Source organism: Mycetocola sp. (assembly GCF_025464835.1).
In the GTDB taxonomy this organism is placed as follows: Bacteria; Actinomycetota; Actinomycetes; order Actinomycetales; family Microbacteriaceae; genus Mycetocola_A.
Window position 1 is genome coordinate 19997 of record NZ_JAODMP010000040.1, and the last position, 13108, is coordinate 33104.

11 protein-coding genes are annotated in these 13108 nt (G+C 65.4%); 7 read left to right on the top strand and 4 right to left on the bottom strand.

The features are described 5' to 3' along the window. Nucleotides 1-7 precede the first annotated feature (7 nt). Genes tatA through lnt form a run of 4 tightly spaced genes read left to right on the top strand, consistent with a single transcriptional unit; the run spans nucleotide 8 to nucleotide 5096 of the window. Nucleotides 8-283 (top strand): twin-arginine translocase TatA/TatE family subunit, encoded by a 276-nt coding sequence (gene tatA / locus JWP90_RS04995; protein ID WP_297360519.1) that lies wholly within the window; start codon nucleotides 8-10, stop codon nucleotides 281-283. Between the two features lie 47 nt (nucleotides 284-330). Continuing rightward, complete coding sequence (gene tatC, locus JWP90_RS05000; RefSeq protein ID WP_297360542.1) at nucleotides 331-1080, top strand: twin-arginine translocase subunit TatC; 750 nt, start codon at nucleotides 331-333, stop codon at nucleotides 1078-1080. Beyond that, nucleotides 1077-3503: a DEAD/DEAH box helicase gene (locus tag JWP90_RS05005; protein ID WP_297360521.1), complete on the top strand. Its 2427-nt coding sequence runs from the start codon at nucleotides 1077-1079 to the stop codon at nucleotides 3501-3503. Before tatC ends, JWP90_RS05005 begins: the two co-directional genes overlap by 4 nt. Nucleotides 3504-3536: 33 nt before the next feature. Next, complete coding sequence (lnt, locus tag JWP90_RS05010; protein WP_297360523.1) at nucleotides 3537-5096, top strand: apolipoprotein N-acyltransferase; 1560 nt, start codon at nucleotides 3537-3539, stop codon at nucleotides 5094-5096. Here the strand turns inward: lnt and JWP90_RS05015 are convergent. The 4 genes from JWP90_RS05015 to JWP90_RS05030 form a co-directional block, all read right to left on the bottom strand. Continuing rightward, on the bottom strand, nucleotides 5093-5458 hold the full coding sequence (locus tag JWP90_RS05015; RefSeq protein WP_297360525.1) for an RNA polymerase-binding protein RbpA: 366 nt from the start codon (nucleotides 5456-5458) through the stop codon (nucleotides 5093-5095). The genes lnt and JWP90_RS05015 overlap by 4 nt on opposite strands. 88 nt (nucleotides 5459-5546) lie before the next feature. Beyond that, entirely contained in the window at nucleotides 5547-6329 is a 783-nt protein-coding gene (locus tag JWP90_RS05020) for a glycerophosphodiester phosphodiesterase family protein (RefSeq protein WP_297360528.1), read from the bottom strand. A gap of 3 nt (nucleotides 6330-6332) precedes the next feature. After that, a complete protein-coding gene (locus JWP90_RS05025; RefSeq protein WP_297360530.1) occupies nucleotides 6333-7352 on the bottom strand; it encodes an SPFH domain-containing protein in 1020 nt (339 codons plus the stop codon). Then, nucleotides 7353-7820: an NfeD family protein gene (locus JWP90_RS05030; RefSeq protein WP_297360532.1), complete on the bottom strand. Its 468-nt coding sequence runs from the start codon at nucleotides 7818-7820 to the stop codon at nucleotides 7353-7355. Nucleotides 7821-7960: 140 nt separating this feature from the next. On the opposite strand from JWP90_RS05030, the gene JWP90_RS05035 reads away from it, so the two are divergent. The 3 genes from JWP90_RS05035 to JWP90_RS05045 all read left to right on the top strand — a co-directional run. Further along, a complete protein-coding gene (locus JWP90_RS05035) occupies nucleotides 7961-8731 on the top strand; it encodes an SDR family oxidoreductase (RefSeq protein WP_297360534.1) in 771 nt (256 codons plus the stop codon). Between the two features lie 154 nt (nucleotides 8732-8885). Further along, nucleotides 8886-11276 carry an excinuclease ABC subunit UvrA gene (locus tag JWP90_RS05040; RefSeq protein ID WP_297360536.1) on the top strand — a complete coding sequence of 797 codons (2391 nt, stop codon included), beginning with the start codon at nucleotides 8886-8888 and terminating at the stop codon, nucleotides 11274-11276. An 829-nt stretch (nucleotides 11277-12105) separates the two neighbouring features. Next, the coding region (locus JWP90_RS05045; RefSeq protein WP_297360538.1) for a UDP-glucuronic acid decarboxylase family protein at nucleotides 12106-13108 on the top strand (1003 nt) is incomplete at its 3' end.

Sequence of the window (13108 nt, forward strand, 5' to 3'; positions counted from 1 at the left end):
ACATCTCATGGGAATCTTCGGTAACGCGTTCAGCGGGTGGCACCTTCTCGTCATCGTGTTCCTCGTGCTTCTTTTGTTCGGCGCCCCGAAACTCCCTGCCCTCGCGAAGAGCGTCGGGCAGTCGATGAAGATCTTCAAGAGCGAGATCAAAAGCGACAAGTCCGACACGACCGTCGATGACGCCACCGTTCCGCCGGTTCAGCCCGCAGCGACCCAGCCCGTGGCAGACCCCACGGTCGTGAATCCCGGAACGGGCACCCCCGGATCCCAGACGAAGCCGTAGGGCTCATGCCCGCCCGTACCAGACGGGGCAGGAACGCTGACGGCCGGATGTCGCTCGGTGAGCACCTGGTCGAATTGCGCAAACGCCTCTTCATCAGCGCCATCGGCATCGTGCTCGCCATGGTCGGGGGCTTCATCGTCTCTGACTTCGCCATCTCCGCCATGGCAACCCCGATCACCGAGATCGCGCTCGCTCGGGGCCAGGCCCTGCTCAACTTCGACAACGTCACCGGCGCCTTCGACCTTCGGATGAAGGTCGCATTCACGATCGGCATCGTCCTCTCCAGCCCGATCTGGCTCTACCAGATCTGGGCGTTCCTCGTACCTGGGCTCACTCGGAAGGAGATCGGCTACGCGCTCGGCTTCCTGCTCAGCGCCGTCCCGCTGTTCCTCGCCGGTTGCGCTGCCGGCTGGTTCGTCCTGCCACACATCGTCGAACTGATGGTCGGATTCACCCCGACGGATGCCTCCAACTTCTTCAATGCGGGGATCTATTTCGATTTCGTGCTGAAGCTTGTCCTCGCGGTCGGCATCGCGTTCGTCGTCCCGGTGTTCCTCGTGCTGCTGAACTTCGTCGGCGTGTTGAGCGCAGCGACCATCATCAAGTCCTGGCGCGTGGCGATCCTCGTGATCGCATTGTTCTGCGCTATCGCGACGCCCGCGGCCGACGTGGTGTCGATGTTCCTTCTCGCCATCCCGATGATCGTGCTGTATTTCGCCGCGTACGGGGTCGCTTTCCTCCATGACCGCCGCGCCGCCAGGCGCCAGCTCGCCTTCGAGGCAGAATTGGCCTTGTGACCGTCAACCTGTCCCCAGCTGAACGATATGCGGCCTCCCGGCGCAAGACGCCTCTGCTTGACGCCTTCCGTGCGAAGCAGCGTTTCGACCTCGACCCGTTCCAACTCGAAGCCTGTGCGAGCGTGGAGGCGGGCAACAGCGTCCTCGTCGCCGCGCCGACCGGGGCTGGCAAGACAATCATCGCGGAGTTCGCCATCTACGCGGCGATGCAGCGCACCAGGTCGAAAGTGTTCTACACGGCGCCGATGAAAGCGCTGAGCAACCAGAAGTTCAACGAACTGGTCGCCGAGTACGGTGCCGAGTCGGTCGGCCTCCTCACGGGCGACACGAATATCAACGCACGGGCGCGCGTCGTCGTGATGACCACCGAAGTGCTCCGGAACATGCTCTACGCCGACTCGGACCTGCTCGCCGACCTCGCCTACGTCGTCATGGACGAGGTGCACTACCTCGCTGACCGGTTCCGCGGCGCCGTGTGGGAAGAAGTGATCATCCACCTCCCGCAGGAGGTGCGGATGGTCTCGCTGAGCGCGACGGTGTCCAACGCCGAGGAGTTCGGCGACTGGCTCCAGGCCGTCCGCGGCCACACCGAGGTCATCGTCTCCGAGGAACGGCCCGTGCCGCTCGACCAGCACGTTCTCATGCGCGGAAAGCTCGTCGATCTTTTCGCCGCGCCGAGCCTCGCCGAGACGCACTCGGTGAACCCCGAGCTGGTCAGGATGGCACAGTTCGGCGGCCGCTCACTCAACAACAAGCAACACAACGACGTCAGCCGGTACAACGCCAAACGTGGCCAGCGCACACAACAACAGCGGGTGGATCGCGGCCAGGTCATCGAGCTCCTCGACGAGCACCACCTGCTCCCGGCGATCTTCTTCATCTTCAGCCGGGTGGGCTGTGATCAGGCGGTCACGCAGGTGCTCCGGTCAGGCATCCGGCTCACCGAGGCACACGAACGCGCCGAAATCCGCGAAATCGTCGAGGACCGCTGCTCCGCCCTGCAGGACGAGGACCTCGGCGTGCTCGGGTACTGGGAGTGGCTCGAAGGGCTCGAACGCGGAATCGCCGCTCACCACGCCGGAATGCTGCCCGCATTCAAGGAGGTCGTCGAGGAACTGTTCCGCCGCAAGCTCGTCAAAGCGGTCTTCGCCACCGAAACGCTCGCCCTCGGCATCAACATGCCCGCTCGAACCGTCGTGCTCGAGAAGCTCGAGAAGTTCAACGGTGAAGCGCGCGTCCCCATCACACCGGGGGAGTACACCCAGCTGACCGGCCGGGCCGGTCGCCGCGGAATCGACGTGGAAGGGCACGCCGTCATCGCGTGGCAGGAAGGCCTGCATCCGCAATCGGTCGCGTCTCTCGCGTCGCGGCGCAGCTACCCGCTCAACTCGAGCTTCAAACCCACATACAACATGGCCGTGAACCTCATCGACCAGTTCGGTCGTGAACGGACCCGCGAGATACTCGAGTCGTCATTCGCCCAGTTCCAGGCCGACCGCGCGGTGGTCGGCATGGCACGCAAGGTCCGGGAGCAGGAGGGCTCGCTCGCGAAATACCGTGAGGCGATGACCTGCCACCTGGGCGACTTCGCCGAATACGCCGGTATCCGCCGGGAACTGACCGACCTCGAACGCAAGAACGGGTCTCCTGAACACTCCTCCCGGTCACAGAACGACCGCCGCCAGCGCCAGCTCGTCGGGCTGCGCAAGCGCATGAAGGCCCACCCGTGCCACGGATGCGCCGACCGGGAACAACACGCCAGATGGGCAGAACGCTGGTTCACCCTGAAGCGGCAGACCGACCAGCTCAGCCGGCAGATCTCGACCAGGACGGGCGCCGTCGCGAAAATCTTCGACCGGGTCACCGACGTCCTGCTTGAATACGAGTACCTCATTCCCGGGGAGAACGGAGAGGTCGAGCTCAGCGCCGCCGGCCGCACTCTCAAACGCATTTACGGCGAAAGGGACCTCCTCGTCGCGGAGGCCCTCCGGCGAGGAGTATGGAACGACCTCGACCCGGCGAGTCTCGCCGCGATGGCCTGCTGCATCGTCTTCGAACCGCGCCGCGACGAAGGCACCCTCGCTGACCGGTTTCTGCCCCGCGGGTCCTTCCGGGTGGCGCTCGACAAGACCCAGGACCTCTGGGCCCGGCTCGATGACACCGAACAGGAGAACCGTCTGCCTGGCAGTGAGCCCCTCGCCACCGGCCTGTCCCTTGCCATGCACATGTGGGCGCGCGGCTCGAGCCTCAACACTGTGCTGACAGAGGCGGACATGGCGGCAGGAGACTTCGTCCGCTGGACCAAACAGACCATCGATCTGCTCGACCAGCTTTCGATCGTCGCCGACGGTGGGGTCGGACGCAATGCCCGTAAGGCCCTCGAAGCCATCCGCAGGGGAATCGTCGCGTACAGCGCCGTGTGATCCGGGGCCGCTCACGCAACATAGGCTGGAACAGTGACAGCCCCGACGCGACCGCCAGTGCCCCTCCTCGCCGCCGTCATCCTTGCCGCCGCCTCCGGTCCGGTCCTCGACGCCGCTTTCCCTGACCTCGGGATCTGGCCGCTGGCTTTCGTCGGCATCGGCCTCATCCTTGTCGTCCTGATCGGCCGCAGCGCCTGGGGCGCCCTTCTCACCGGTTTCATCGCGGGCGTCTCGTTCTACTTGGTGCACGTGTCCTGGGTTTCGCTGTATCTCGGCCCCGTTCCCTGGATCGCCCTGTCCGTACTCGAATCGATCTTCTTCGCGCTCGGAGCGCTGCTGATCACCCTGGCGTTCCGCTGGATACCGAGGGTCTGGTCGACGCCTCTCGGCCGGGTGGGACTGCTCCCGCTCGTCGTCGCCGGGCTCTGGACGGCTCGGGAAGCCCTTGTCAGCACCTGGCCGTACGGCGGGTTCGCCTGGGGACGTGTTGCGTTGAGCCAGTCCGAGAGTCCGTTCGCACCGCTGGTCGCGTGGGTCGGGGTCAGCGGTCTCAGCTTTCTCCTCGTCTGGCTCGTGGCGTTCCTGCTGCAGTTCCTCCGCGAGCCGAAGGTGTCGGTTCCGTCCCTTCGACTGCTCGCCCCAGCCGCGGCGGTCGCGGTGATGCTCGCTCTGCCGGCCTGGCCGATCGTCGAACGCGGCACGTCGACCATCGCCGCCGTCCAGGGCAATGCGAAAGCCGGGTACTTCGACGATCGAGAACCGGGCGACATCCTCTCCGCCCAGGCTTCGGCGACTCTACCCCTCGTCGGTACCCCGGTCGACATGATCGTCTGGCCCGAGAACGGCACCGACCTTGACCCTGTGACGGTGCCGCAGGCGGCATCCGTCCTGGACTATCTCGGCGCCCAGACCGGCGCGCCGATTCTCACGGGAACGATCATGGAACGTGACGGCCGGTTCTACAACACGTCGCTGCTGTGGGAGCCGGGGATGGGCCCCACCGACTACTACGACAAACGGCATCCGGTACCGTTCGGCGAGTATGTTCCAGACCGGGAGATCTGGGAGCCTTTCGCACCGGACCTGATCGGGCTGATCGCCCGGGAATACACCCCTGGCACCCGCGACAATGTCTTCGACGTCAACGGGGTGATTGCCGGCCTTTCCATCTGCTTCGACATCGTCGACGACGCCCTCACCCGTGAGGCCGTCGACCGTGGCGCCCAGGTGATCATCGCGCAGACCAACAACGCGGATTTCGGCCGCACCGACGAGAATCAGCAGCAACTCGCCATCGCCCGGCTCCGCGCGATCGAGGCATCCAGGAGCATTGTGAATGTGTCGACCGTTGGCACAAGCCAGATGATCGGCCCGAACGGTGCGACGCTCACCGAGATTCCGGCGTACGAGCCCGGGCACATGGTGTTCGACGTTCCCCTGGCCACAGGGAAGACCCCCGCGATGACGGCCGGCGGCCAGATCGAGACCCTCGTCTCGTTCTTCGGGCTCAGCGCGCTACTCGTCGCCCTGTTCGTCGGCACAAAAAACGGGCGCCAGCGTGAAGCTGACGCCCGATTCATGGACGGAAGTTAGGCCCCGACCTTGTGCTGGCCGCGGCGCGCGCGCAAGAAGGCCAGGCGTTCCTCGAGGAGTTCCTCAAGTTCGTCCCGGCTCCGGCGTTCAAGCAGCATGTCCCAGTGGGTACGGGCCTGCTTCTGATCCGACCGGTCGATGACCACCGGTTCAGAGCCGACCATGAGAACGGCTTCCGCACCGCAGTGGCGGCACTCCCAGGTCTCTGGGGCCTCCGCATCGGCGGCGAACATCAGTGCGCTCTCGTGATTGCACTCCGGGCACAGGTACACCGACCGTACCCGTTCTGAAAATACGACGCCGTCCTCGCTCTGTAGGCTCTGGGCGCCGAGGCGCATTCCGCGCAAACTGCGATCTGCCATGTTCCGGTTCCTCTCGCTCGCTGAGTCCAGTTATAGACCCCCAAGCTGGGCAACGCCTTGTCATCGGGGAGTTTCTCCCAGCGTCCACTCAGACTCGGCGACGCAGGCGGCGTTCCTCGAGCAGGGGGAGCGCCAGATCGACGCGGTCGGTGATGATGCCGTCCACCCCCATATCGAGAAGCCTGTGCATGTCGTCCGGGGAATTCACCGTCCACACGTGGACCTCGACGCCGGCACGGTGGAACGTCCGCACGGTGCCGCGCGTGACCAGGCGCGTGTTCCGGTGCCGCTCAGGGACCTGGACACAACGGATGCCGCCGAGCGCCGCGCGAACCAGCGCGGCAGAGCCTGCGCGTGCGGCGAGAAAGGCGCGAGTGAACCGCTGCGACGACGCCGATGACACCACCCCGGGCACCAGGTCGGCGGCGCGCGCCCGCCGACCCTCATCGAAGGACGTGACCAAGACGCGGTCGGCGGCACGTTCAGCGAGGATGGCGCGGGCAACGGGCCCAGCCGCTTGCTCCGATTTGATATCGATGTTGAACCGGGCGGTGGGGAAGACGACAAGGGCAGCCGCGAGGGTCGGCACGCGGGAACCACCACCCAGGTCGAGTTGGCGCAGCTGCCTCAGGGTGAGGTCGCGCACCGGATGCGCCACCCCGTCCACAACGATGTCTGGGTCGTGGACCAGGACGGCGACGCCGTCGGCTGTCGCGTGGGCATCCGTTTCGAGGTAGATGGCGCCCACATCCGTCGCCGCCTGGAACGCCGCGATCGTGTTCTCCGGCACTCCAAGGGCGAGCCCTCGATGGGCAAGGATGCGCGGACCCGGCGGATCGAAAAACCGCGAGTCCGCGCTTTCCAGGGTCACTCACTACTCGGAGATCGGCGGAAGCGGAGAGGCAGGGGGAGCAGACGCCTGAGGAGTGTCTGGCGGGAAAATGCTCGATGGAACGTCAGGGGTCGGAGCGCCAGGGGAGTACGGTCGGTCGTCGCCGTTTCCCGGCACGAACGCCTTCCCGAGTCCCTTCAACGCCTCGGTCAGCTCGGACGGGATGATCCACAGCTTGTTCGCTGAACCGTCCGCCAGCTTCGGCAGGGTCTGCAGGTACTGGTACGCCAGCAGCTTGGGGTCCGGGTTGCCGCGATGGATCGCGTCGAAGACGGTCGTGATCGCCTCAGCTTCACCCTGTGCCCGAAGGACAGCGGCTTTCGCGTCACCCTCAGCGCTGAGGATCGCCGCCTGCCTGGCGCCTTCGGCGGTCAGGATCGCCGACTGCTTGGTCCCCTCAGCGGTAAGGATGAGCGCGCGGCGATCCCGCTCCGCACGCATCTGCTTCTCCATCGAGTCCTGGATGGAGTGGGGCGGATCGATTGCCTTGAGCTCCACCCGGCCCACCCGGATGCCCCACTTGCCCGTCGCCTCGTCCAGGACCACCCTCAACTGGCCGTTGATGTTGTCGCGGCTGGTGAGGGCTTCCTCGAGGTTGAGGCCACCGACGACGTTGCGCAGCGTCGTGGTGGTGAGCTGCTCGACCGCGCCGAGGTAGTTCGCGATCTCATAGGTCGCAGCGCGGGCATCCGTCACCTGGAAGTAGACGACCGTGTCGATCGACACAACGAGGTTGTCTTCGGTGATGACCGGCTGCGGCGGGAACGAGACCACCTGTTCCCGCATGTCGATCAGTGGGCGTACCCGGTCGATGAACGGCACGAGGATGTTCAGCCCGGGCTGGAGCGTCTTGTGGTAGCGGCCGAGGCGTTCCACCACGCCCGCGCTCGCCTGGGGGATGATCCGGATGGCGCGGAACAGCACCACGAGGATGAAGATGAGGACGACGACGCCGATGATCCACGCCACCACCGTCCCGATGAGGTCGGATGGGTTCTCCATTTAGGCATTCCTCTCTTGGGGCACAACGACAGCCGTCGCGCCTTCGATGGCGAGCACCCGGACGGAGGTGCCGGGTCCGAGGCTTCTCGCGGGGGAGTCGACGGGAACCATGGCGGTCCACAGCTCACCGTTCGCGAGTCTGACCTGGCCGCCGTGATTCGAAACGGTCTGGACCACCTGCCCGCGGGCGCCCAGCAAGGCGTCGACGTTGCTTTTCGCAGGGTCCTCGCCCTTGCGCAGGGCGCGGAGCAGGGACGGGCGCACGACGAGGAGAAGAAGAACGGATGCCGCCGCACCGATGAGAAGCTGCCCCCACCACGGCACACCGAGAAACCCCGACAGGAGACCGATGGCGCTGCCGATGGCGAGCATCAGGAAGGTGAACTGGAGGCTCAGCATCTCGATGGTGATGAAGAGGAGGATGAGGACCAGCCAGATGACCCATGAATACTGCACGATCCAGTCCATACCGCACCTTTCCGCTGACGCCGAGGCCGATCCTTCTTGGAATCTATCAGGTGCGCGCGGTCCGCCGGAGAGTTTTTGGTAGTGTCGGACGCTGGGGCTGCAGCCGCCGCGCGCTCCACCGTCGTCTAAGGAGCTCACCGTTGTCCAACCCCCTCGCCGCAGGTTCCCTCACCGGCAAGAACGTCCTCGTCACCGGATCGTCGCGGGGGATCGGCGCCGACACCGTGCGGTACTTCGCTGAGGCGGGCGCTAACGTCGTCATCAACTTCCGTAACAAGGAGTCCCGGGCGGTCAAGCTCGCCGACCAGCTCCGCGCCCACGGCGGAACCGCGCTCACGGTCGGAGCGGACCTGACAGACCCCGCGTCCGTCCAGTCCATGTTCACCCAGGTGGCCGAGCAGTACGGCCACCTCGACATCCTCGTCCTGAACGCGTCGGGCGGCATGGAGAGCGGGATGGCCGCTGACTATGCCATGCAGCTCAACCGTGACGCCCAGCTCAATGTGCTCGACGCCGCCCTGCCGCTACTCGGCGCCGGATCGCGGGTCGTGTTCGTCACGAGCCATCAGGCGCACTTCATCCGCACCACACCGACGATGCCGGAGTACGAGCCTGTCGCCCAGTCGAAGCGGGCCGGTGAGGACGCGCTCCGCGCCCGTATCCCGGAACTCGCCGAGAAAGGCATCGGTTTCGTTGTGGTCTCCGGCGACATGATCGAGGGCACGATCACCGCAACCCTGCTGGAGCGTGCGAACCCTGGCGCGATCAGCGCCCGCAAGGATGCCGCAGGCAAGTTGTACAACGTGGGGGAGTTCGCCGCCGAGGTCGCATCGGCCGCTGTCGAGCCCATCCCGGCCGAGAACACGCGCTACGTCGGCGACACGGCGGACTTCGGCGACAAGCGCGACTGACCGGCAGTACTCGCGGAACGGCTGCTCCCGGCGGGTATGGTCGTCCGACGCAGGGGGGTAAACTGCCCACCGTCGGCGCGACGGCTCGCCAAGCCGTTCGTGCTCGCGGGGCGCGCAGACCGCGCAAGCGGCCCCTTCGACGGACGGAGCCAGGATGAGCACGAGCGCCACAGCGGACACGCAGTCGCCTGCATCCCACGTTGCAGACAACCACGACCGGATCCGGGTGCAGGGCGCCCGGGTCAACAATCTCAAGGACATCAGCCTTGAGATCCCCAAGCGCCGACTGACCGTGTTCACCGGCGTCTCCGGATCCGGCAAAAGTTCGCTCGTCTTCGGCGCGATCGCCGCCGAGTCGCAGCGGATGATCAACGAGACCTACAGCGCTTTCCTGCAGGGCTTCATGCCCTCGCTGGCACGACCGGACGTCGACGTGCTCGAAGGCCTGACAACAGCGATCATCGTCGACCAGGAACGAATGGGCGCGAATTCCCGCTCAACAGTCGGCACGGCCACCGACGTCAACGCGACGTTGCGCATCATCTTCAGCCGGCTCGGCCAGCCCCACATCGGATCGCCTCAGGCGTTCTCCTTCAACGTCGCATCGATCAGCGGAGCCGGAGCTGTCACCCTCGAACGCGGCGGGAAAACCCTCAAGGAGCGGCGCAGCTTCGAGATCACCGGCGGCATGTGCCCCCGCTGTGAGGGGATGGGAACGGTGAACGACATCGACCTCACCCAGCTCTACGACGACTCCAAATCCCTGGCCGACGGCGCCATGACCATCCCCGGATACACGGCCGACGGCTGGGGTGTCAGAATCTTCACCGGATCCGGTTTTCTCGACCCGAACAAACCGATCCGCGATTACACCAAGAAGGAACTGAACGACTTCCTCTACCGCGAACCGGTCAAAGTGAAGATCGGCGACATCAACATGACCTACGAGGGGCTGATTCCGAAGGTTCAGAAGTCGTTCCTCGCCAAGGACCGTGAAGCGATGCAGCCACACATCCGGGCGTTCGTGGACCGCGCGGTCACCTTCACCACCTGTTCGGACTGCAACGGAACCCGCCTCAACGAGGGGGCACGGTCAGCCCGGGTGGCCGGTCTCAACATCGCCGAGGCATGCGCCATGCAGATCAGCGACCTGGCCGCGTGGGTTCACAACCTGAATGAGCCATCGGTGGCGCCGCTGCTGGCCGCCCTGCAGGAAACACTCGACTCGTTCGTTGAGATCGGGCTCGGCTACCTGTCGCTTGACCGCCCGGCCGGCACCCTTTCCGGTGGTGAGGCCCAGCGCACCAAGATGATCAGGCACCTGGGGTCGTCGCTCACCGACGTCACGTACGTCTTCGACGAGCCCACCATCGGTCTGCACCCTCACGACATCGAACGGATGAATGAGTTGCTGCTGCAGCTGCGGGACAAGGGGAACACTGTGCTCGTGGTCGAGCACAAGCCCGAGATGATCGCCATCGCCGACCACATCATCGATCTCGGCCCCGGCGCAGGGACGGCCGGAGGCACCATCTGCTTCCAGGGCACTCTCGATGGGTTGCGGGCGAGCGACACCCTGACCGGACGCCACCTCCACGACCGGGTCTCGCTCAAGCAGACGGTGCGCATGTCGAAGGGTGCACTCCAGATCCGCGGGGCGACGAAACACAACCTGCAGAACGTGGACGTCGACATTCCGCTCGGTGTGCTCGTCGTGCTCACCGGCGTCGCCGGATCCGGAAAGAGTTCGCTGGTGCACGGGTCGATTCCCACGGGTGCCGGAGTGGTGTCGATCGACCAGGGAGCGATTCGTGGATCCCGCAGGAGCAACCCCGCGACGTACACCGGGATGCTCGAACCGATCCGGAAGGCGTTCGCGAAAGCGAACGGGGTGAAGCCTGCGCTGTTCAGCTCCAACTCCGAGGGCGCCTGCCCGGTCTGCAACGGCGCAGGAGTCATCTACACCGACCTGGGCATGATGGCGACGGTCGAGTCGCCCTGTGAGGTCTGTGAGGGGAAGCGGTTCCAGGCTGAGGTCCTCGAGTACCGCCTCGGCGGACGTGACATCAGCGAAGTGCTGGCGATGTCGGTGGCTGAGGCGGAGGAGTTCTTCGGCAAGGGGGCGGCACGCACACCCGCCGCTCACGCCGTCCTTGACCGGCTGTCCGATGTCGGTCTCGGTTATCTCAGCCTCGGCCAGCCGCTCACAACGCTGTCCGGCGGCGAACGGCAGCGACTCAAACTCGCCACGCAGATGGCCGAGACGGGTGGCGTGTACATCCTCGATGAGCCGACCACCGGACTGCACCTGGCCGACGTGGAGAACCTGCTCGGGCTGCTAGACCGTCTCGTCGACTCGGGCAAGTCCGTGATCGTCGTCGAGCACCACCAGGCGGTCATGGCTCACGCCGACTGGATCATCGACCTCGGCCCAGGCGCCGGCCACGACGGCGGTCGTGTCGTCTTCGAGGGCACCCCGGCCGATCTGGTCGCTGCCCGGTCGACCCTGACCGGTGAACACCTGGCGACGTACGTCGGACGGTGAGAGGCTCCCTGCGCACACGTTATGTCAAGTAATACCGGACCGGTGGGCGAGCCACGAGGGGACGGAAGGCGCGCATGCGCCCCCGAGCATGGCTCAACGACGCTGAGCGCAGCCCGACGTGCGCGAATCGACTGATCCAGGCTATTCAACGACGTTCTCCGCCCCTTGAACCTCGAACAACCGGCGCGTCATTCGTCGCTCCGGGATGCCGTCGCGTCGGCCCTGCGGCAATGCAGCTGGCTGCTTCGGCAGCGGCAGCGTTGCCGCGGGCGCGTTGCCGCGGGCGCGTTGCCGCGGGCGAGCGAGCGGGTTTGAGAAGGGGCTGGCGTGAGGCACCCGCTTCCCGCCACCCCTTTCGAGAGTGTGCCGATAATGCACATTATGTCAAGTAGGACTTCACCCGTCGGCCGGGTGCCCTGATCGCTTGCGGTACAGAATCCTCTAACCGAGGGGGCACGCTGCCGCGTGCCGGATGCCTGGATCGATTCAAGGCCCTGGAATACGATGCCACGTGAGGGAGTGATTGGATCGACTCCTGCTTTGCGGCACGATGCCTGAGTCGGTCCCGACCTCCGGCACAATGGCCACGCGCCCCCCAAAGTGGGGTCAGCGCGTCAGGGGAACCTGAGGTACTCTCAGTTTACCCGTTAGGCCTCTCCCGGCTTCAATGTTGGCCTGCGCTCCGCGCTTCAGGTGCACCACTGGAAAGCACAGCTCGTCGACTCCCCCTCCCCCTCCCCAGGGTGTCGGGCCCCTGCTTCGCGTTGCAGTTCCTGCGCACTTCTTCTTGCCCCGCTCTGAGGCTCAACATCTGAAAAGAGGTACAACCTTGCACATCGTCGTGTCTGGCGGGGCCGGATTCCTGGGCTCTCACCTTTGTGAGGCCCTTCTCTGGCGGGGGGACTCGGTGACGTGTGTCGACAATCTGTCGACCGGCCGCCTCGAGAATCTCTCGTCAATCACCGATCACCCCGAGTTCACCTACATCCAGGCGGATGTCACAGAGGACATCGGCATGAGACGTCCGGTAGATGCCGTCGCTCACCTCGCCAGCGCCGCATCACCGCCCGACTACCACCGCATGCCTCTCGAGACGCTTCTCGTCGGCAGCCGCGGCACCGAGCAAATGCTCGCGCTGGCGCACCGCAACTCGGCACGATTCATCGTCGCGTCGACCAGCGAGATCTACGGCGACCCGCACGTGCACCCTCAGCGCGAGGATTATTGGGGGAATGTCAACTCGATCGGGCCCCGCAGTGTCTACGACGAGGCCAAGCGCTACGCCGAGGCCGTTACGATGGCTTATTCGCGCACTCTCGGCACAAACACCGGCATCGTGCGCATTTTCAACACCTACGGGCCGCGTATGCGAGCGATCGATGGACGCGTCGTCACGTCGTTCATCGCGCAAGCTCTCAACGGTGACCCGTTGACCGTCTACGGCGACGGTTCCCAGACGCGCAGCTTCTGCTACGTCGACGACCTGATCCGCGGGCTCGTCGCGATGATCGACTCACACGAGACCGGCCCGATCAACATCGGCAACCCGTCTGAGCGAACCGTCGCCAGCCTTGCTGAACTTGTCATCGCTATCTCCGGCTCGAACTCTGAAATCGAATATTTCCCGTTGCCGCAGGACGACCCGACGAGGCGGCGCCCCGACATCGAACTCGCCCTCAAGCAACTCTCGTGGACTCCCTGCGTGGCGATCCTGGAAGGCCTGAAGCGCACTGTCGAGTGGTTCGCTTCACGACCCGAAGAGGTTCGCGAGGCCGCAGCCGCTCTCCGCGGCGGACAAACCAGCGAAAAGACCGCCGTCGCCCGCCAGTTCG

Coding starts and splice junctions, on each gene's coding strand:
- tatA (WP_297360519.1), top strand. CDS start 8: ATGGGAATCTTCGGTAACGCGTTCAGCGGGTGGCACCTTCTCGTCATC.
- tatC (WP_297360542.1), top strand. CDS start 331: ATGTCGCTCGGTGAGCACCTGGTCGAATTGCGCAAACGCCTCTTCATC.
- JWP90_RS05015 (WP_297360525.1), bottom strand. CDS start 5,458: ATGGCAGATCGCAGTTTGCGCGGAATGCGCCTCGGCGCCCAGAGCCTA.
- JWP90_RS05025 (WP_297360530.1), bottom strand. CDS start 7,352: ATGGAGAACCCATCCGACCTCATCGGGACGGTGGTGGCGTGGATCATC.
- JWP90_RS05030 (WP_297360532.1), bottom strand. CDS start 7,820: ATGGACTGGATCGTGCAGTATTCATGGGTCATCTGGCTGGTCCTCATC.
- JWP90_RS05040 (WP_297360536.1), top strand. CDS start 8,886: ATGAGCACGAGCGCCACAGCGGACACGCAGTCGCCTGCATCCCACGTT.